The 19,637-nt window shown below is 71.4% G+C and carries 18 protein-coding genes and 1 pseudogene; 15 read left to right on the top strand and 4 right to left on the bottom strand.

The features are described 5' to 3' along the window. Positions 1-239 precede the first annotated feature (239 nt). The 3 genes and pseudogenes from ACP4J3_RS39820 (at position 240) to ACP4J3_RS39810 (ending at position 2,409) form a co-directional block, all read left to right on the top strand. On the top strand, positions 240-872 hold the full coding sequence (locus tag ACP4J3_RS39820) for a ScbR family autoregulator-binding transcription factor (RefSeq protein ID WP_426541230.1): 633 nt from the start codon (positions 240-242) through the stop codon (positions 870-872). A 235-nt stretch (positions 873-1,107) separates the two neighbouring features. Then, positions 1,108-1,818, top strand: a pseudogene (locus ACP4J3_RS39815) (AfsR/SARP family transcriptional regulator); the annotation flags it as partial. Further along, entirely contained in the window at positions 1,792-2,409 is a 618-nt protein-coding gene (locus tag ACP4J3_RS39810; RefSeq protein WP_426541238.1) for a TetR family transcriptional regulator, read from the top strand. The pseudogene ACP4J3_RS39815 and the gene ACP4J3_RS39810, both read left to right, overlap by 27 nt. 368 nt (positions 2,410-2,777) lie before the next feature. Here the strand turns inward: ACP4J3_RS39810 and ACP4J3_RS39805 are convergent, their stop codons facing one another. Next, on the bottom strand, positions 2,778-3,512 hold the full coding sequence (locus tag ACP4J3_RS39805; protein WP_426541229.1) for a helix-turn-helix domain-containing protein: 735 nt from the start codon (positions 3,510-3,512) through the stop codon (positions 2,778-2,780). Between the two features lie 243 nt (positions 3,513-3,755). Between ACP4J3_RS39805 and ACP4J3_RS39800 the strand changes: the two genes are divergently transcribed. From ACP4J3_RS39800 to ACP4J3_RS39755, 10 genes are all read left to right on the top strand, one after another. Then, positions 3,756-4,445, top strand: a complete 690-nt coding sequence (locus tag ACP4J3_RS39800; protein ID WP_426541228.1) for a DUF4097 family beta strand repeat-containing protein — start codon at positions 3,756-3,758, stop codon at positions 4,443-4,445. A gap of 17 nt (positions 4,446-4,462) precedes the next feature. Further along, the gene (locus ACP4J3_RS39795; RefSeq protein ID WP_426541227.1) at positions 4,463-5,425 is read left to right on the top strand and encodes an ATP-binding cassette domain-containing protein; all 963 of its coding nucleotides are present in this window, start codon (positions 4,463-4,465) and stop codon (positions 5,423-5,425) included. After that, complete coding sequence (locus tag ACP4J3_RS39790; protein WP_426541226.1) at positions 5,422-6,210, top strand: ABC transporter permease; 789 nt, start codon at positions 5,422-5,424, stop codon at positions 6,208-6,210. Before ACP4J3_RS39795 ends, ACP4J3_RS39790 begins: the two co-directional genes overlap by 4 nt. Before the next feature lie 14 nt (positions 6,211-6,224). Next, positions 6,225-6,410 (top strand): hypothetical protein, encoded by a 186-nt coding sequence (locus ACP4J3_RS39785; protein ID WP_426541225.1) that lies wholly within the window; start codon positions 6,225-6,227, stop codon positions 6,408-6,410. Positions 6,411-7,112: 702 nt separating this feature from the next. Then, the gene (locus tag ACP4J3_RS39780; protein WP_426541224.1) at positions 7,113-8,624 is read left to right on the top strand and encodes an FAD-binding oxidoreductase; all 1,512 of its coding nucleotides are present in this window, start codon (positions 7,113-7,115) and stop codon (positions 8,622-8,624) included. Between the two features lie 54 nt (positions 8,625-8,678). Continuing rightward, a complete protein-coding gene (locus ACP4J3_RS39775; protein WP_426541223.1) occupies positions 8,679-9,890 on the top strand; it encodes an acyl-CoA dehydrogenase family protein in 1,212 nt (403 codons plus the stop codon). Between the two features lie 75 nt (positions 9,891-9,965). Further along, positions 9,966-11,459 carry an MFS transporter gene (locus tag ACP4J3_RS39770; RefSeq protein WP_426541222.1) on the top strand — a complete coding sequence of 498 codons (1,494 nt, stop codon included), beginning with the start codon at positions 9,966-9,968 and terminating at the stop codon, positions 11,457-11,459. Positions 11,460-11,609: 150 nt separating this feature from the next. Then, the gene (locus ACP4J3_RS39765; RefSeq protein ID WP_426541221.1) at positions 11,610-13,316 is read left to right on the top strand and encodes an AMP-binding protein; all 1,707 of its coding nucleotides are present in this window, start codon (positions 11,610-11,612) and stop codon (positions 13,314-13,316) included. Further along, positions 13,307-13,810 carry a nuclear transport factor 2 family protein gene (locus ACP4J3_RS39760; protein ID WP_426541220.1) on the top strand — a complete coding sequence of 168 codons (504 nt, stop codon included), beginning with the start codon at positions 13,307-13,309 and terminating at the stop codon, positions 13,808-13,810. Before ACP4J3_RS39765 ends, ACP4J3_RS39760 begins: the two co-directional genes overlap by 10 nt. Positions 13,811-13,847: 37 nt before the next feature. Then, the gene (locus tag ACP4J3_RS39755; RefSeq protein WP_426541219.1) at positions 13,848-14,288 is read left to right on the top strand and encodes a PPOX class F420-dependent oxidoreductase; all 441 of its coding nucleotides are present in this window, start codon (positions 13,848-13,850) and stop codon (positions 14,286-14,288) included. Here ACP4J3_RS39755 and ACP4J3_RS39750 read toward each other — a convergent pair. Further along, positions 14,242-15,252 carry an NAD-dependent epimerase/dehydratase family protein gene (locus ACP4J3_RS39750; RefSeq protein WP_426541218.1) on the bottom strand — a complete coding sequence of 337 codons (1,011 nt, stop codon included), beginning with the start codon at positions 15,250-15,252 and terminating at the stop codon, positions 14,242-14,244. The two genes, ACP4J3_RS39755 and ACP4J3_RS39750, sit on opposite strands and share 47 nt — an antisense overlap. Positions 15,253-15,491: 239 nt before the next feature. Between ACP4J3_RS39750 and ACP4J3_RS39745 the strand changes: the two genes are divergently transcribed. Continuing rightward, positions 15,492-16,256 carry an SDR family NAD(P)-dependent oxidoreductase gene (locus ACP4J3_RS39745; RefSeq protein ID WP_426541217.1) on the top strand — a complete coding sequence of 255 codons (765 nt, stop codon included), beginning with the start codon at positions 15,492-15,494 and terminating at the stop codon, positions 16,254-16,256. 562 nt (positions 16,257-16,818) lie between these two features. On the opposite strand, the gene ACP4J3_RS39740 is transcribed toward ACP4J3_RS39745, so the two are convergent. Beyond that, a complete protein-coding gene (locus tag ACP4J3_RS39740) occupies positions 16,819-17,778 on the bottom strand; it encodes a ScbA/BarX family gamma-butyrolactone biosynthesis protein (protein ID WP_426541216.1) in 960 nt (319 codons plus the stop codon). A gap of 188 nt (positions 17,779-17,966) precedes the next feature. Between ACP4J3_RS39740 and ACP4J3_RS39735 the strand changes: the two genes are divergently transcribed. Further along, a complete protein-coding gene (locus ACP4J3_RS39735) occupies positions 17,967-18,638 on the top strand; it encodes a ScbR family autoregulator-binding transcription factor (RefSeq protein ID WP_426541215.1) in 672 nt (223 codons plus the stop codon). 219 nt (positions 18,639-18,857) lie between these two features. On the opposite strand, the gene ACP4J3_RS39730 is transcribed toward ACP4J3_RS39735, so the two are convergent. Next, positions 18,858-19,373: a shikimate kinase gene (locus ACP4J3_RS39730; protein WP_426541237.1), complete on the bottom strand. Its 516-nt coding sequence runs from the start codon at positions 19,371-19,373 to the stop codon at positions 18,858-18,860. Between the last annotated feature and the right edge of the window lie 264 nt (positions 19,374-19,637).

Genomic DNA, 19,637 nt, shown 5'->3' with positions numbered 1-19,637 from the left:
AAACCGCACGAGCGGTTTGTTAACCTTGCTTGCGTGGCCCGGGGCCGGACCTCATCAGTCCCGCCCAGGGAGTACAAATCCGAGCTCATGCACCCGTACTTACGCGGCGGAGCGCGGCCTGACCGGCCTCGTCCCCTCCCGCACACACGGCAGTCCCCCGCAGTAAGTCCCCGGATCGGGCACGACCCCGAGGGCCGGCCGATGGCGCCCGCCGGCCGGCCCCAGTCAGGAGAACCGTCATGGTGAAGCAGGAGCGTGCCGCGCGCACGCGGCAGGCCCTGGTCCGGGCAGCCGCCGAGGTGTTCGCACAAGACGGTTTCGTCCTGGCGTCCCTCACCTCCATCAGCAAGAAGGCCGGGGTGAGCAACGGCGCGCTGCACTTCCACTTCGAGAACAAGCAGGCCCTGGCCCGTGCCGTCGCGGACGAGGCGGCCGCCGTCGTCCGCACCATCGCCGGGCCGGGCCGGCCCGGCGGGCCGGATCCGCTGCAGCGGATCATCGACGCCACTCACGCCCTGATGAGACGGCTGGACCAGGACGTCGTGGTCCGGGCCGGTTTTGAGCTGGGCAACGGCTCGCGGCGCCGGGACGGCGCCGTGGACCTGCGCGGACGGTGGCAGGCCTGGGTCGAGGAAGTGCTCAGGGAGGCGGAGCGCGAGGGCGTGCTCGCCGAGGGCGTGTCCGCGGCCGATGCCTCGGTTGCCGTCGTGGCGGCGACGGTCGGCTTCAAGCAGCTCGGTGCGGACGACCGCACATGGATGTCCGCGGCCACGCTGGTGCAGTTCTGGGACCTGCTGCTGCCGCGGCTGGCGTCGGCCGATGTCCTCGGTGGGCTGGTGTCCGGCGGGACGCGCACAGATCCGGCCGAATAAACAGCGGTAGCGGTCTGTTAAGTGATCCTGTGCTGCTCGATCCGGAGTCGGATCTCCCCGGTTCCGTTCTCCCCGGTTCCGTCTTCGAAGTGACTCGCCCAGTCGCGGCGCTCGCACGGGAGATCACGCTGTTTTTCCTGTTCAGATGGGCCCGTCTGCGCTCGAGGGTCGGTCTGGGCGGATCAGATAAAACAGCGTGCACGGTTTGATATTGGCAAACCGCTCTTGCTGTTTTCTGCTGGGTGCACGGGACGTCAGAGAGAACGGGGTCTCGATCACCCCCACCGCACCGAAGCCTCGGCAGGTCCTCGCCCTTCTGGCGCTCTGTGCCGGCCAGGTGGTGCCGGTCTCCGGACTGATCGAGGAGCTGTGGGCGGACAAACCGCCGCGCAGCGCCAAGGACGTGCTGGTGACCACACCCGGCGGCTATCTGCTCGTCACCAGGGGCGGCACCAGTGACGTACGCGAGTTCGAGCGGCTCGCGGGCGCCGGCCACCGGGCCATGGACGCAGGGGGACTTTCCCGGCGCCGCCCGCAAACTGCGCGAGGCGCTCAGCCTGTTCAGCGGCGCCGCCTTCGCCGGCATCCAGACGGGTACACGGCTGCAGAGGGAGGCCAGACGGCTGGACGAGAGCCGGCTGTGCGCCCTCGACCAGCGCGTCGAGGCCGACCTGCGGCTCGGCCGGCACCGGGAACTGCTCGCCGAACTCACCGTGCTGACCAGCCGTTACCGCACCCACGAGAACCTGCACGCCCAGTTCATGCCGGCCCTGCACCGCTCGGGCCGGCGCGGTGAGGCGCTCGAGGTCTACCACCGGCTGCGCGGCACCCTCGTGGGGGCCTCGGCCTGGAGCCCTCGGCACGGCTGCGCCGGCTGCAGCAGTCGATCCGGATGGCCGTGCCCGAGACCCCGCTGTCCATGGACCACCACAGGCCCGCAGCGGCCCAGATGCCCCCCGCCGGAACGGGCAGGGCAGTATGGCGCAGGTGTGAACCGGTGCGCGGCCGTCCGGGACCACCGGTGCAGGAACGTTCCGAGAAGACCCGCCACCGGCTGATGCGCGCCGGGGCGGAACTGTTCGACCTCAAGGGATACGCGAACGCCACCCTGGTCGGCATCGCCCGCGCGGCCGGGGTGACCAAGGGGGCACTGTACTTCCACCTCGCCTCCAAGGAGGACCTCGCCGAAGCGCCTGTCGCAGCGCGGCCACGCCCTGGTGCGCGAGGTCCTGCGGGCGGCGGCCGACGGGGCGGCGCACACCGCTGCAGGCACTCGTCGACTTCACCCACTGGCTGGCGTGGACCCTCCAGGAGGATCCGATACTGCGGGCCGCGTTCCGGATCACCGGCGAGCGGGCCGGGAGTAAGTCCGCGGCGGGGCCCGGCTTCCACCAGAGGTGCATCGCGGCCGGCCGGCAGCTGCTGCGCCGGGCGCGTGCCGCGGGGGAGTTGCGGCGGCAGGCCGCCGACGAGGGCGCCGAGAGGCTGGTCGACGCCGCGCTGTGCGGCATCGAGGTGCTCTCGCGCGGTGGCATGACGTACGACGAACTGTCCGGGCGGATCGGCGCGTTGTGGGACCTGATGCTGGGCGATTCTGGTGCCGCCGGGTGCCGAGGCCGGGTACCGGGCCTCGGCACCCGCGAAGGATCCGGCCACCGGTGGCCGCGGGATGAGGGAACCGGCCACCGGTGGCCGGCAGGACTGAACACCGTCCTGCCGGTTCTCACTCCTTCTTTTCCATGGCAGACCGGGACCGGCCCTTGGCCAGGCCCGCCATGACCAGCGACCCGCGTTGACGCGGGCGGCATCGGGGGCGCTGACGCCGGCCCGGATGCGGCGGGGTCCGCCGGGCCGGTTCCGGCCGGCACCGTACGAGCGTGTCGTGGCCCCAGGGCCGGCCGGCCCTCAGGCAGTGGTGTCCGGGGGCGTTTCGGGTTTTGTGTGGAGGACTTCGCGGGCCTGGTCCGCGGCGCGGGCGGTGCTCTCGGAGATGAAGTCGAGGAAGCGGGCGATGTTCTCGAGGCGGGCGGCGGCGGGGGTGCGGGAGCCGAGGACGTTGACGCCTTGTCGTGCGGTCTCGGCGATCTGGGCGATGCCGCGGGCGCTGGCCATCATGGACTGGTACCAGACGTCGTCGTCGACGATGTAGCGCTCGCGGCGGTGTTCGTCGCGTTCCCTGCGCACGAGGCCCTGGCTTTCGAGGAACGCGACGGCTTTGGAGATGGACGCCGGGCTGACCTGGAGGCGCTGGACGAGTCCGGAGGCGGTGAGGCTGCCCGTGTCGCTGATGCACAGGCAGGCCATCACCCGGGCCATCATCTTGGGTGTGCCCGTCTGCATGAAGACGGTGGTGAGCGTCTCCTCGTACTCGCGTACGGCCTCGGCGTCGCGCCCGTGGGCCTGCTCGGGCACCTGTGGTCTGCGGGACGCGGCCTGCCTGCGCCGGTGCGCGCGGCGTTCGGTGGCGCGGTGGGCGAGGTCGGCGCGGTAGGCGGTGGGGCCGCCGTTGCGCATCACCTCGCGGGTGATGGTCGAGGTCGGACGGTCGAGGCGTCTGGCGATCTCCGCGTAGGCGAGGCCGTCGGCCAGTCCCAGCGCGATCTGCTGGCGTTCCTGCTGGGTGAGTCTGCCTCCCGGCATCACGGCCTCCTTCCGTGGTCTGCATGCGTGCTCCGTGGTGTGGCCACTATAGCGTTCACCCCCAACTCATTGCAACGAACATGCCGGGTGCGGTTGCATTAGAATTTGAACCATTGCAACGATTACCGGGCTCTCGCCTGCATCGATGTCTGTTATGCGCAACGGGCTTGTTGCTGGATCCTTGAATGCAACGTAGCGTTTCTGTCATCGGAAACAGCCAGCAGTGAGCCGGAGGAGCACACGATGCCGACGACGCAGTACCCGACGCGGACGTTCGACACCCCCGCCCCGATCACCACCGTCCTCGACGTCCCCGCCGGACACATCCGGCTCATCGCCGCCGACCGCCCCGACACCACCGTCGAGATCCTGCCCGCCGACCCCGCCAGGAGCCGCGACGTGAAGGCCGCCGGACAGATCGAGACCGGCTACGCCGACGGTGTCCTGCGCATCACGGCCCCGGCGAACAACCGGTACGCCGGCCCCTGCGGAACCGTCGAGATCACCGTCCAGCTCCCCGCCGGCTCCCGCATCGAGGGCAAGCAGGCCGCCGGCGGACTGCGCGGCGTCGGACGCCTCGGCGACGTCACCCTCGAGACCGCCCAGGGACCGGTCAGGCTCGACGAGACCGCCACCGCCCGCCTCACCACCCGCGACGGCGACATCACCATCGGCCGCCTGACCGGCCCCGCCCAGCTCACCACCCAGCGCGGCGACATCCGCATCACCGAAGCCACCACCGGCACCCTCACCCTGCACACCCAGCACGGCCACATCAGCGCCGGCGCCGCCCGCGCAGTCTCCGCCACCCTCAACGCCCACACCGGATACGGCCGCATCCACAACACCCTCAACAACACCCACGGCCCCACCGCCGCCCTCACCATCCACGCCACCACCCACCACGGCGACATCACCGCCCACAGCCTGTAGAGAAGGAGCACCCCTTCATGAGCAACCTGGCCATCGCGGCGAACGGGCTGCGCAAGTCCTACGGCGCCAAGACCGTCCTGGACGGTGTCGACCTGGCCGTCCCGGCAGGCACGATCTTCTCCCTGCTCGGCCCGAACGGCGCCGGCAAGACGACCGCCGTCAAGATCCTCTCCACGCTCATCTCCGCCGACCCGGGCACCGGCGCCATCCACATCGGCGGCCACGACCTGGCCGCCGACCCTCAGGCGGTGCGCGCCTCGATCGGTGTCACCGGGCAGTTCTCCGCCGTCGACGGGCTGATCACCGGCGAGGAGAACATGCTCCTCATGGCGGACCTGCACCACCTCTCCCAGCGTGAGGGGCGGCAGGTCACCGCCGAACTGCTGGAGCGCTTCGACCTCACCGAGGCCGCGAAGAAGCCCGCCTCCACCTACTCCGGCGGCATGAAGCGCCGCCTGGACATCGCCATGACCCTGGTCGGCGACCCGCGGATCATCTTCCTCGACGAACCCACCACCGGCCTCGACCCCCGCTCCCGCCACACCATGTGGCAGATCATTCGCGAACTCGTCACGGGCGGCGTCACCGTCTTCCTCACCACCCAGTACCTGGAGGAGGCCGATCAGCTCGCCGACCGTATCGCCGTGCTCAACAACGGCAAGATCGCCGCCGAAGGTACCGCCGAGGAGCTGAAGCGGATCGTCCCCGGCGGACACGTACGGCTCCGCTTCACCGACCCGGCCGCCTACCGGAGCGCCGCCGCCGCGCTGGGCGACGGCGCCCGGGACGACGAATCCCTCGCCCTGCAACTGCCCAGCGACGGCAGCCAGCGCGCGCTGCGCTCCGTCCTCGACCAACTGGACTCGGCCGGCATCGAGGCCGACGAGCTGACCGCGCACACCCCCGACCTCGACGACGTCTTCTTCGCCCTGACCGGCGGCGCCGTCATCCCCGACCAGCCCAAGGAGACCGCCCGATGAGCAACCTCGCCCTCGCCCTGCGTGACTCCTCCACGATGCTGCGCCGCAACCTCCTGCACGCCCGGCGCTATCCGTCCCTCACGCTGAACCTGCTGCTCACACCGATCATGCTGCTGCTCTTGTTCGTCTACATCTTCGGCGACACCATGAGCGCCGGCATCGGCGGCGCCCCGGACCGCTCCGAGTACATCGCGTTCCTCGTGCCGGGCCTGTTGCTGATGACCATCGGCAGCACCACGATCGGCACCGCGGTGTCCGTCTCCAACGACATGACCGAGGGCATCATCGCCCGCTTCCGCACCATGGCCATCCACCGCGGCTCCGTGCTCGTCGGACACGTCACCGGCAGCGTGCTGCAGGCGGTCATCAGTGTGGTTCTGGTCGGCGCCGTCGGCGTGGCCATCGGCTTCCGCTCCACCGATGCCACGGCTCTGGAGTGGATCGCGGCGTTCGGACTGCTCGTGCTGTTCGCCCTGGCGCTCACCTGGATCGCGGTCGGCATGGGCCTGGCCAGCCCGAACGCCGAAGCGGCCAGCAACAACGCCCTGCCGCTGATCTTCCTGCCGCTCATCTCCAGCACCTTCGTCCCCGTCGACGCCATGCCCGGCTGGTTCCAGCCCATCGCCGAATACCAGCCCTTCACGCCCGCCATCGAAACCGTGCGCGGACTGCTGCTCGGCACCGAGATCGGCCACAACGGATGGCTCGCGGTGGCCTGGTGCCTCGCCCTCACCGCGCTCGGCTACTTCTGGGCCAAGTCGGTCTTCAACCGTGACCCCAAGTAACCGGCTTCCTCGCGATGATGGGCTTCGGCCTCGGTGCGGCCGTCCTGTTCGGCGCCTTCGTGGCCCGGACGGCGATCGTGCCCGCCGCGCACTCGCCGCTCGGCAACGCCGCCTGGTGGCTGCCGAAGCGGCTCGACCGGCTGCTGCCGAACGTCGACATCGAGGGCGACCGGAGGACGAGGGGGAACCTCGCCCACTGAGGCAACCGCACGGGAGAACAACCGCGGCCCGGCGCGACCTGGTTCAGGCCGTGCCGGGCCGTTCGTGGCCGGACCTGGAGTGGCTCCGCGAGCCCGGCCGCCCAGCTGCTGGCTGGCACGCCTGGAGCTCCCGGTGAAGAAACGGTGGCGGACCTGCAGGCCGCTACACGTCGGTGCGGCCGCCGGTGACCGGACCGGCATCCGCATCGCCGTCGAGTTCGAGACCTGGCTCGACACCCACTGACCAGCAAACTCACCGTTCCGCCGAGCCAAAGACCCTGCCGTCTCACTTCATTTCGGTGGAGCGCTGGTCAGGCTCTGTGCCATTTCGGTCACCCGCATCGTCGAGCCGACCGCCAGCCGGCCCCACCGCCTCCGCCAGCAGGCCGGGGGCCTCGGTGCCCGCGACACCGCCATGATCGACGCCGTTGCCGGCCTTCCGCCCGTCGTCGTGCGGTGGCGTGGGCAGCGGGGGCGCCCTTCGAACCTCCGGCCCGGAGAGCCCCGTACCTCCGTATCCGGTCGGCGGGCCGGATCGACAGGCTGAAGGTGTGCGCGAACTCCTCAGTGTGCGTGCGTGATCGCGGGAACGCGAACGCGCCGATGTTCCTAGCGTGGACGCGGAGCCTGAGGAGCAACGTGCCCACGGCTGCCGCCGACCCGCCCCCGCACCCACTGACGAAGGAACTCCGAGGTGTTTCGATGACCGTCCTTCCTGAAACAACCGCCGGGCACGAGGCATCCGCCGTCGCCGACCTCCGGGCCGTGCTGGGCAAGGCGGCACAGGTGGTGGGCGCGGACCGGGTCACCCACCCCGACGACGAGACGCACGGCGCACCGGTCACCACGCTCGGGCCGAACGTCGGCCTGTACCGCTCGCGCGCCGTCTTCGGTGTCGTACGTCCGCAGACGGCCGAGGAGGTACGGCGCGTCGTCGAGCTGTTCGCCATCGAGGAGACCTCCGCACGGCTGCACGCCTTCAGCACCGGCGGGAACTGGGGACTCGGCTCGCGTGAGCCCGCACAGGACGGGGCGGTCGTACTGGACCTGTCCGGCCTCGACCTGATCCGCGACATCGACGTGGCCCAGGGCTGGGCCGTCGTGGAACCCGGCGTCACTCAGGCCCGGCTCGCCCGGCTCCTCGAGGGCAGCGAGCGCATGCTGAACGTGACGGTCTCCTCCGCGCACACATCCGTCGTCGGCAACGCCCTGGACCGCGGTGTGGGCCTGCGCCACCAGCGCGTGGAGGATCTGACGGGCCTGGAAGTCGTCCTGCCGAGCGGCGAGTTGATCCGGGTCGGCTGGTGGCCCGAGGCGGACCGCCAGACCCCGGTCTACGCCCATGGACTGGGCCCCTCGCTGGTGCAGCTGTTCGTCCAGTCCAACCTCGGCGTGGTCACCGCGGCCACCGTGCGGCTGCTGCCGCGGCCCGAGGCGCTGCGGGTGGTCCGGCTCAACTTCACCCCCGACAAGCTGGAGGCGGCCACCGCCGAGGTGCGGCGCTGGGTGAGCCAGGGACTGGCACGCGGTGTGGTGAAGATCTACAACGAGGCCGCGGCCAGGGCGTACGACAGCGAGCCCGGCCAGTACCTGGTCCATGTGTGCCTCGACGGCACCCGGGAGGCCGTGGACGCGCTGAGCGGCATCGTCACCGTCGAGGCCGTCAAGTCCGGGCTCTTCAGCGCCGTGTCGGACACCGACGCGAGCGATCCGGGCGCGGCCAACCATGACGTCGCCGTGCGGGTGGAGCGGGCGTATGCCGGTGACCCCGATCCGACGGACGCGCTGTTCGAGGCCAAGATGGGGCGTCCGGCCAGGCGGCTGGACGAGGAGGGCGGCTTTTTGTTCTTCCTGCCGCTGGTGCCGTTCACCGGGGCGGCGCTGGCGCGGGCGGACGAGCTGATCGAGCAGGTGCGCGCGGAGACGGGGATGCGCTGCGGGGCCACGCTCAACGCGCTCAGCGCGGACGTCGTCGACTGCGTCGTGACGATGAAGTTCGCCCGCGACGGCGAGGAGGCCGAGCGGGCCCACCGGGCACTGGACCGGCTCTACGAGCTCTTCACCGCCGAGGGGTTCATCCCCTACCGCCTCGACATCGAGCACACCGAGTGGGCCGACCGGCTGGCCGCGGGCACCGGGGCGCGGTCCTTCGCCCGGCGCCTGAAGGACGCTGTCGACCCCCACCACGTCATCGCCCCGGGCCGCTACGCGTGAGCACCGCGCGCTGACCAACCGCATCACACGCACCGGACGCTGGGAGAGCGCCGTATGAGCCTGATCGAAGTTCTGGAATCCACCTCCGCCGCATCAAAGACCTCCCTCACCGCGGAGGGGATCCTGGCGCGGGCCCGCGCCGTCGCGCCCCGGCTGCGGGAGCGCGCCGAGGACATGGAGAACGAACGGCAGTTGCCGCCCGATGTCGTCGAAATGCTGCGGGGGACCGGTGTCTTCCGCATGGCCCTGCCCAAGGCGTGGGGCGGTCCCGAACTCGACGCCATGCAGCAGACGGAGGTGATCGAGGCCCTCGCCATCGGGGACGCCTCCGCCGCCTGGTGCGCCATGATCGGGATGGACACCCCGATCTACGCGGGCTTCCTCACCGAGGACGTGGCACGCCGGCTGCTGGCCGACCCGGACGTCGTCACCGCCGGGGCGATCATGCCGATGGGGCGCGCCGAGCGGGTGCCCGGCGGCTACCGGGTGACCGGACAGTGGCACTTCGGCAGCGGCATCACGCACAGCTCCTGGGTCGTCGGCGGGGTGCTGGTCACCCGTGGCGGCGAACTCGAGCCCGGCCCGGCCGGAGCGCCGGGCAACTGGCGCATCATCGTGGCCCCCGTCGAGGACTTCGAGATCCAGGACACCTGGTACACCACCGGCCTGGCCGGTTCCGGCAGCCGGGACTACCGCACGGAGAACCTGTACGTGCCCGAGGAGTACACGTTCAGCTTCGCCGAGCCGAGGACCACCGGGGCCGCCGCCACCTCCGACGCGGTGCTGCGCAACATGCCCGGCGTGCCGCTCGGGGTGGCCCGCGCCGCGATCGACCATGTGCGCCAGATGGCCGCGACCCGCATCGACCGCACCACACAGACGCCGTGGTCGGAGAACTACCGCGTCCAGACGACCATCGCCCACGCCGAGATGGACCTGGCCGCGGCCCGGTACGCCGTCTACGGCAGCCTGCGCGAGCAGTGGGAGATCCTCGAGGCCGGCGACGTGCCCACGCGGGACGAGCAGGTGGCGACCGTGCTGGCCCGGGTGGGCGCCTTCCGCACCGCCCGTTCCGTCGTCGCCTCCCTCTTCGACCTGGTGGCGACCGCCGCGGTCTACCGGCCCTCCGTGCTCGACCGCTGGCTGCGCGACCTCAACACGATGTGCCAGCACGTCATCGCCCAGGACCAGGTCATCCAGTCCGCGGGCGCCCATCTGCTGGGCGGTGTCCCGCACAACGCCTACAGCGTGGGCGTCGTCCACTAGCCACCGCGACCGGGGCGGTGACCCCACCGCCGTACGCCCGGCAGCACACCACACCGACAGCGAGGACCAGCTCTTATGGCTACGTCAACCGAACCACCCCTCATCAACGACAAAACCGATGACATCACCGCCGCCGCGGCGGCGCCCGCCGAGGCGAACTCCGGCTGGGGCGCGCGGCTGTGGGGCACGCTGATCGTGCTGTGCGGTGCCATGTTCCTCGACGCGCTCGACAACGCGATGGTCGGCATCGCCGTCCCGCCGATCCAGTCCTCCCTGGACATGTCCACCTCGGCCGTGCAGTGGGTCGTCAGCTCCTATGTGCTGGGCTTCGGCGGGTTCCTGCTGCTGGGCGGGCGGATGGCCGACCTGCTCGGCCGCCGCAAGGTGCTGCTGGTCGCGGTCGCCGTGTTCGCGGCGGCGTCGCTGGTCGGCGGTCTCGCCCATGACGGCGCGCTGGTCATCGCCGCCCGCTTCGTGATGGGCGTGAGCGCGGCCTTCACCGCTCCGGCGGGTCTGGCGATCATCATGTCGACGTTCCCGGAGGGCGCCCAGCGCAACCGGGCCGTCAGCATCTACACCGCGTGCGGTGCGGCCGGATTCTCCATGGGGCTCGTCTTCGGTGGTGTGCTCACCGAGATCGGCTGGCGCTGGACGTTCCTGCTGCCGGTGCCGGTCGCGCTCGGCGTGCTGTTCGGTGCGCTCGCGCTGGTGCCGCGTGATCCGGCGCGCGCTCCGGGCAGGCGCAAGTACGACGTGGCGGGGGCCCTGACGGTCACCCTGGCCATGCTGCTGCTGGTGTTCACCATCGTCCAGGCGCCCGAGGCGGGCTGGGGCAGCGCCCGCACGATCGGCGGCTTCGCCGTGGCGGCCGTCCTGGTGGCCCTCTTCGTGGCGGTCGAGCAGCGCACGGCCGAGCCGCTGATCCGCCTCGGACTGCTCACCAATCGCGCCCTGGTCGGCGCGGCCCTGGCGGCCGCGGCCATCCTCGGCACGTACATGAGCTTCCAGTTCGTCGGCGCCCTGTACATGCAGTCGCTGCGTGGCTGGTCCCCGCTGCAGATGGCGCTGGCCTTCCTGCCGTGCGGGCTGCTCATCGCCACCATCGCGCCGCGCGCCGGCAAGCTGGTCGGCCGCTTCGGCCCCGCGTGGATGATCTTCGCCGGGTTCGTCGCCTACACCGCGGCGTACCTGCTGTTCTGGCGGATCGGCGCGTCGTCGGGCTACGTCGGCGTCATCCTGCCGACCATGCTGCTGATCGGCGTCGCCTTCCCGTTCTCCTTCACCGGCGCCTATGTGCAGGCGACCAGCGGAGTGGACGACTCCGAGCAGGGCGCGGCCGCCGGCATCCTGCAGACCGGCTACCAGGTGGGCGCCGCAGTGGTGCTGGCCGCGGTGACCGCGACCATGGCCGCGGACGACGGCGCCGGCACTGTCGCGGAGCGGCTCGACAGCTACCACGCCGGGATGTACGTCGTCACCGGCATCTCCGCACTCACCATGCTGTTCGCGCTGGTCTCGGCCCTGCGGGGCACGGTCCGCAAGCGGGCGGCGGCGGTCGCCGAGCGCTAGCGCCAGGGTTTCGGCGCTACGGCGGCGGGTCCGCCTACCGCGGGCGTGACGCCCCGGCCGGGCTCTTACGCCGCAACAGCCCGGCTTGGGGCGAAGCCTGCGCGGCCATGACGCCGCGACAGGGCCGAACGAGCTGAAGGAGCACGTCCGTTGGGATCCTTGCAGACCATCCCCCCTTCCGGTGCCGCCCGTGGGCGGGAGCAGGCCGCCGAGGCCTCACTGCTGGCCGGCGCGCCGTTGCCCGAGCCGGGCCCGGTGAATCTGGCCGAGGCCCTGCAGCGGGCGGCGCGGCGCCGCAGCGGCCCGGCGATCTGCCACATCGGCGCGGACGGCACCGAGTCCTGGAGCAGCTACGCCGAACTGCTGCGGCAGGCCTCCAGGGTGCTCGGCGGTATCCGGCGGGCCGGGGTGCGTCCCGGGGAGGGGGTGCTGCTGCGGCTGGGCGACGAGCGCGAGTTGCTCACCGCGTTCTGGGCTTGTGTGCTGGGCGGCTTCGTGCCCGCGCCGATAGGTTCACGCGACGGCCTCGAGCAGGCCTGGCATGCCCTGCACCGTCCGTGGATCATCGCCGACGACGCCACCGGCGCCCGGCTGGCGGGCCCGGCCGAGGGCCCCCGCGCGCACTGGATCGGCGCCGTGGACCGGCTGGGCAGCGCCGCCCGGCCCGTGGACACGGCGCCGGCGCCGAGCCAGTGGCACGACATCGCCGTCCTGGTCCTGACCGCGGGCAGCACCGCAAACCCCAAGGCCGTCATGCTCAGCCACGGCAACATCCTGAGCCGGTCGACGGGCACGGCCCTGGCCAACGGGGTGAGCGAGGACTGCGTCACCTTCAACTGGATGCCGCTGGACCATGTCAGCGGGCTGGTGATGTTCCATGTGCGGGATGTGTTCGCGGCGGCCACGCAGATCCACGCGCACAAGCAGTGGGTCCTCGCCGATCCGCTGCGCTGGCTGGATGTGATCGACCGGCACCGGGTGAACGCCATCTGGGCCGCGAATTCCGCGTTCGACCTGGTCAGTTCACGGGTGGAGGCGGAGCCGGGGCGGCGCTGGGACCTGAGCTGCGTGGTCTACGTCATGAACGGCGGCGCCCCGGTGAAGGCGCGCACGATCCGGCGCTTCATGGCGAACCTGGCCCCGCACGGACTGCCGGCGACCGCCATGCGGCCCGGCTGGGGGATGTCGGAGACGTCCTCGGGCATCGTCGACCACCGGCTGGACGCGGCTGTGCTCGACGAGAACGAGCGGTTCGTGCCGGTGGGCGTGCCCCATCCCGGGGTCGCGGTACGGGTGGTCGGCGAGGACGACCGGGTGGTGCCGGCGGGCACGCTCGGCCATCTGCAGGTCGGCGGCCCGACGGTCACGTGCGGGTACTTCGGCGCCGAGGATCTGACCCGGCGTGCGTTCACCGCGGACGGGTGGTTCAGGACAGGTGACATGGCGTTCGTCGAGGACGGGGCGCTCACCGTCACGGGCAGCGCCGATGACCTGATCCGGCAGGGCGAATCCGTCTGCCACGGGCACGAGATCGAGTCGCTCGTAGAGGATGTCGAGGGGATCGCGGCCTCGTCCGCCGTGGCGTGCACGGTCGCGGGCGGTGAACTGGCCGTCTTCTGCGCTCTCGTCGACGGGACCGATGCCGACCGGGCCGCGTGGCTCGTCCGGGCGGCGATCGGCGCCCGGTTCGGCATGGACGTCGCGCATGTCGTTCCGATCGATCCGCGCGACGTTCCCCGCACTCCCACCGGCAAGCCCAAGCGCGCGCAGTTGCGTGCGCTCTTCTCCCTCCCGGGCGCCCTCGACCGGCCGCGCCCGGCCGTCTTCAACGAGGAGCACACACCGCCATGCAGCTGATGCACCACCCCTACGCCCTGGACGCGACGCTGAACGCCGATGTCGTCAGGGAACTGGCCGACCGCCAGGAGATCGCCGACGCCCTGCACCGCTTCGCGCTGGGCCGGGACGTGAAGGACCGGGCCCTGTTCCGCTCGGCGTTCACGCCCGACGCCGAGTTCGACTTCCGGCCGGTCGGCGCCCGCATCGGCCTGGACTTTCCCCTGATGCAAGGGGCGGACATGATCGCGGCGTACGTTCTCAACCCGGACGTGGACCTCGACACCTCCCACACGGTGACGAACTGCCGGGTGCGGGTCACCGGGGACGAGGCGGGGCTGACCGCGCTGGTGGAGGCGCAGCACCTGCCGGGCGCGGACCACAGCCGCCACCTGCTGCTGAAGAACCTCTACGACGTGGAGCTGGTGCGCGGCGGGCAGCGCTGGCTGATGCGGCGGGTCCGCGTCGACAACCTCTGGTACACCGGCGACCCGCAGGTGATCCTCGGCCGGTGACGGCCGGCGGCCCGAACAGACGGAAGGAACACGTACGTTGACCACCGAGACCACGACCGCCGAGACCACGACCGCCGGCACCGCCGTACTGCGCGAGGAGGTCCGCGCGCTGGCCGAGGGGCCCAACTTCGCGGCGCTCACCACGCTGATGCCGGACGGCACCCCGCAGACGCAGATCGTGTGGGTCGCCGCCGACGGCGATCATCTGCTCGTCAACAGTGAGGTGGAGCGGCAGAAGGTGCGCAACCTGCGCCGCGATCCGCGGGCCACGCTCATGATCTGGCAGCGCGACAACCCCTACCGGTTCGTGGAGGTCCGCGGCCGGGTGGTGGGCGAGACGACGGGCGAGGCCGCCCGCGAGCACATCGACGAGCTGGCCGTGAAGTACAACGGGCGCCCCTACCCGCCCGAGGACATCGGCTCGCCGCGGATCATCCTGCAGATCGCGCCGCAGCGGCAGTACCTGTGGGGGCACTGACCCCGGCCCGCTGTTCGGCGAGGGAGGAGCGGTACCAGCCGGCGCCGGCGGCGACGTCCTCGGCGAAGCTCGTGCCGGGCGGGCAGTCCAGCAGCCGCCACAGCCGGGAGGTGTCGTACCAGTGGTCCACCGTGAGCAGCGACAGGCGCCGCTGCCAGCCGGGGTCGTCCTGTGTGCCGGGCCAGGTGCGGGCCTGTGAGTGCGACACCTCGCCGGCGGGCAGGGGCAGGCCCAGGGCCCGGGCCGCCGCGGTGAACAGCTCGCGCCCGCTGACCGGTTCGGGACGGCCGGCGTGCAGCGCCTCGCCGGTGGGCAGCTCGGGCCGCAGGGCGAAGCCGGCGATCACCCGGGCCAGGTCGTCGACTCCGATCACCGTCATCAGCGCCCGGCCGCCGTCCACCCAGTGCGGCAGCACCGTCAGGAAATCGGCCAGAGCCGGCAACACCCACACGTCGCCGGGGCCGTAGACCAGGTGCGCACGCAGCACCAGCCCGCCCGCTGCCAGCACCCGCTGCTCGCCGGCCAGCCGGGTGATGCTGGTCGAGGAGGCCGGCTCGAGCGGCAACTCTCCTTCCCTCACGCAGACATGGCGGCCGTCGCGGTACACGGCGGTGGTGCCCAGCTGGATGATCCGCCGCACGCCACTGCGCCCGGCCTCGGCCAGCAGCGCCCCGGTGCCGGCGTCGTTGACCGCATGGCACCGCCGCGGGCTGCCGCCGATCTGCGAGGCCAGGTGCAGCACGGTGTCCACGCTGTCACACAGGCCACGCAGGGACTCGGGGTCGGTGAGGCTGCCCTGGCGGACCTCCACCTGGCCGGTGCGGGGCAGTTCGCTCCGGGAGCGGTGGCAGAGCAGGCGCAGCGCCGGGCGGGGCCGCCCGAGGGTGTCGGATGTGAGGAGCGCGGTCACCCGGGCGCCGATGAAACCGGTGCCACCGGTGATCAGTATGCGGCTCGGTGCCATGCGTTCACTTCTTTCAGCCAGATGTGGAAACGGTTCGGCAGGTCCTGGAGCGGCCGGGGAAGGCGGGCGGAGGGTGTGCCGGGCGCCCGTATTCGGCCGCGCGCGTCAAGTCGACGGGCGGGCAGGGGAAGCGGTCCGGTCGCTGAAGTCGGGGCGAAGGCCCGGAGAACGGGGGAGGGAATCAGGTCAATTGTTTGCCCGAGCGATAGTGGAAGGCGCTCCTCCGATAGCTTGGGATCATGATGCAGGAGGGCCTTCTCGCAGGTAAATGTGTCTTTATCAGTGGGGCGAGCAGCGGAATCGGCGCCGCGGCCGCACGCGTGTTCTGTCGTGAAGGCGCGGCGGTCATGCTGGTGGCCCGTCGTGAGGAGAAACTGGACGCTCTCACCCGGGAGTTGCGCGGCAAGGGGTACGAGGCGCACTGCACGACGGCGGATGTCGCGCGCAGCGCCGAGGTGGCCGAGGCGGTGGACCGCACACTCGACCGCTTCGGACGGCTGGATGCCGCCTTCAACAACGCCGGCGTCGGCGCCGCCCAGGTCCCCCTGCATGTGATGGCGGACGAGATGTACGACCTGATCATGGACACCAACGTGCGCGGGGTGTGGAACTGCATGCGGCACCAGATCCCCGCGATGCTGCAGCGTGGCGGCGCCATCGTGAACACCAGCAGTACCGCGGGTCTGGTCGCCACCCCTGTGGCGGCCCCCTACATCGCCTCCAAGCACGCCGTGCTCGGACTGACGAAGGCGGCGGCCGCCGAGTACGCGGCGCGCGGCATCCGCATCAACTCGATCGCACCGGGCTCGACCCGCAGCGAGATGATCGACGACTGGCTCGAACAGGACCCCGGCGCCGAGGAGTTGCTGCGCGACGCCGCGCCCCTGCCGCGGATCGCGGACCCGGAGGAGATCGCCGAGGCGGCCGCCTGGCTCGTCAGCGACCGGGCTTCGTTCGTCGTCGGCGCCACCGTTCCGGTGGACGGCGGCTGGACGGTCCGTTGACCGGGCCGGCCAGCCGCGGTCGTCCGCGTGGTCCCCGGTGGTGGGCGGGCGGCCGTGCGGACGGGGTGACTCGGGACGAGCCATGGTGTCGACCGGCTCCTTCGACGGGACACGAGAAGGCGGGCGCCGCGCCTGGCAGCGGGGCCCGGCGGGGCGGGCGCCCTGTTGCGTGGCGCGGTGCGGTGACTGAGTGCGGTGTTGCTGTGAGCGCGCGGTCGGCGTGTGCGTGCACTCCCGCGTCGGGCACGGCGAAGTCGGGCCAGGACGCGGGAGTGCACGACGGCGAAGTCCTCGGGGGGTTTGCGTTCCGCCGGGGAATCTCCTGCCGCGGCGCGGACGGTGACGAGCCGACGGGCCGGGTTCACGGATGCCGCACGCACGGATGTGCCCGGGTACGTACCCGGCGACGGGCCGGCAGGCGCCAGTAACTGGCAAGGGAACATCCGAAACGGCGGCTCGTGCGCGGACCTGTACGAAGGTGGCGGCCCGGTTGCGTCGAAGAGCGCGACGGCTCCCCTGCCGGGCGGGCTCGCGCGAGGAAGCGGCGTGGCGCCGCGCTGCCCTAGCGGGCGAACCGGATCACGAAGGCGAGCTGCTCGTCCTGGTGACCGGTCACGCTGACCGAGGTCGTTCCGTCCTCGGCGGTGAAGGGGTGGGCCTCGATCCGGCAGGGGATGCCGAACTCGACGTACCGGCTGAAGTTCATCTCGGAGGACGACGGGTTGAACCGGCCCCAGGGCACGAGCATGTTCGCGGCCTGCTGGGCGGCTTCGACCAGGACCATCGCCGGGATGTGGTCGTTGACCCGGTCGAAAAAGAGCTCGTTGGCCGGATCGGCCCGCAGCTGCCAGCAGCCGGGCTGGTCGGTTTCCGCGAGGACCACATCGCACTCCCGGTCGTGGTGGACGGCCGGCGGGTCCACCGGATCGGGCAGCGCGGCCGCGAAGGCAGGGTCGTCGGAAGTGGGGACACTCCCGCGTATTCGTTCGTAGGCCGCAGGCGAGGTGATGTTGAAACGGATGGAGCCGGAGCCGACGGCGTGGCCCGACATCCGGATCGTCATCTCCATCGCCACGCAGGTCGGCACGGCCCCGCGCCGGCGCAGCTTTGTGACCTCGACATCCAGTGTGACGCCCGCGGGGGCCGTGCCGCGGGCCGGCAGTTCGGCGTCGAGGCGGTGGCACAGCTCCCACATCACGAAGTGGTGCCCCACGGGAACACCGAGCTCCGCGTGCGAGACCAGAAGCGTGGTCTGCCGGATCGTCTCCAGCACGAGCGAGGCCGTGTAGCGGCCGTCCGACGTCACGAACAGCCGGTGATCACGCGGCCAGCGTGTGGAAACGGTGAAATGTGTGTCGTCGCGGCGTGTCAGTTGTGTGGGCAACACGTCGCGCAGATGAGCCCGGTGCACGAGTGTCCGCTCCACCGGCAGCACCGGCAGACTCGGCGGTCCACCCGCCGTGATGTCCGGGAACACGGCGCGGTGCGCCCCTTTGTGAACGTCCCGGATCTTCGAAGCCATAGCACTCAAGGTCATTGCCTCTTCTTTCCTGGGTGAAGGTGCATGACGCGTGGGGTATGGCTGATCGCCCCCCGCGCTCGGTAAGATACAGGCATGCGGGTTTGTTTTTCAATGAGTTGGAGGACGAACCGTCGGAGTACGTACATGGAGTCGTCCCCCCGGGCGGCTGGGCACAGAAGGGAGGCCGCGTGGTGCGACAGGAGCGGGCGGTCAGGACCAGGAAAGCAATCCTGGATGCAGCCGGGGAGGTCTTCGCCGATCACGGCTTCGCCGGGGCCACGATCCTCGACGTCTACAAGCGTTGCGGGGTGACGAAAGGAGCCTTCTACTTCCATTTCGCGTCCAAGGTGGAACTTGCCCAGGCAGTGCTGGACGAACAGGTCAGCGGTCAGATCGGCTACCTCGAGGTGCCACCCGGTGAGCGGACGGTCAAGCTCCAGGACGCCCTCGACGTCGGGCTGCTCGTGGCGCACCGCCTCACCTTCGACCGGATGCTGCAGGGCAGTATCCGGCTGGCGGTGGACCAGGTGCACGAGATCAACCGCCGGGTTCCGTACCAGGCGTGGATCGACGTGCACGCCAGGATCCTCGCCGAGGCGGAGGAGCGGGGCGAGCTGCTGCCGGGCGTCGACGGCAACGACGCCGCGCAGATGATCGTCGGCGCGTTCAGCGGGGTGCAGCTGATGTCGGAGGTGATGAGCGACCGCAGTGATCTGGAGGAACGCATAGCGGTCCTCTACCGGGGACTCGCGCGCGCGATCGCGACCCCCGAGACCCTTGAGCAGCTGGACATCGCGACCGATCGCGGCAAGCGGCTGATGGCCAGGGTCGAAAGGGCCGCGGAGCGGGCCGACACATAGTCGCCCCGCAGGCAGGAGCGCCGTGCCGAGTGTGCCGGGGCGGGGGACCCGGCACACGGTGTCGCCGCCGCCGCTCGCCCGGACGCGACAGGTCCTCGGGCCCGGCCCGTCGGCGGTCGGACGGTGTCCGGCGTGTCGGGTCGTCGTATTTCGAGGCCGGGCCGGTGGCGTCGTCGCGGTCGGCACCGGATGGCTGCCGGTGAACCCGCCGGCCGCCGGTCACCGCGCCGGGTGCAGGGACAGGGCGAGCAGGGCCGCCCGTGTGACCTGTGCGGCGCTGCGGTTCCGGGTGGGTACGGTCACCCGGGCGACCTCGCGGTAGAACGGCGCGCGCTGCGCGGCCAGGCTGCGCAGCCGGGCGGAGGCGTTCCCGGCGAGCAGCGGCCGGCCCGCGACACCCTGGCGGCGGCCCAGCACCTCTGGGACCTCGGCGTCGACATGCACCACCGGACCGCCCGCGAGCAGCCCGCGCGTGACGGGGTCGACGACGGCACCACCGCCCAGCGCGAGCACACCCTCGTGTTCGGCGAGCGCGATGCGCACCGCCGCTTGCTCCAGCTCGCGGAAGCGGCCTTCCCCGTACGCGGCGAAGATCTGTGCGACGGACCGTCCGGTGCGCTCCTCGATGTCCTCGTCGGTGTCCCGGAAGCCGACCCCGAGCCGCTGGGCCATCAGCCGTCCCACCGTGGACTTGCCCGCCCCGGGCAGACCCACGAGGACGGCGACCGGCCTCATGGGTGCCCGCCCGCCGCCGCGGCCGTCCGCGGCGCCGGCCCGGGGCGGCGCCGGGAAGAAGTCGGGTGAGGGGGAGAGGGGGAGGGCGGTCGGCGGGCGGGGCCGGTGGCCGGTCAAGGCGTCCTCCGCGGGTCGGGTCGGCGGGCCGGGACCCACGGATTGTCGGTGTCCGCGAGCGTGCCGTGGGGTGCGACCTGACATGCCGGCGCCCTGTCATCGCACTTTCCGATAAGCATAGAAAACCTGCATGCGGGTTTGTTTGGC

The sequence above is a fragment of the Streptomyces sp. UG1 genome, assembly GCF_049974585.1.
Taxonomy (GTDB): Bacteria; Actinomycetota; Actinomycetes; order Streptomycetales; family Streptomycetaceae; genus Streptomyces.
This window is presented reverse-complemented; position numbering and strand designations above follow the sequence as displayed.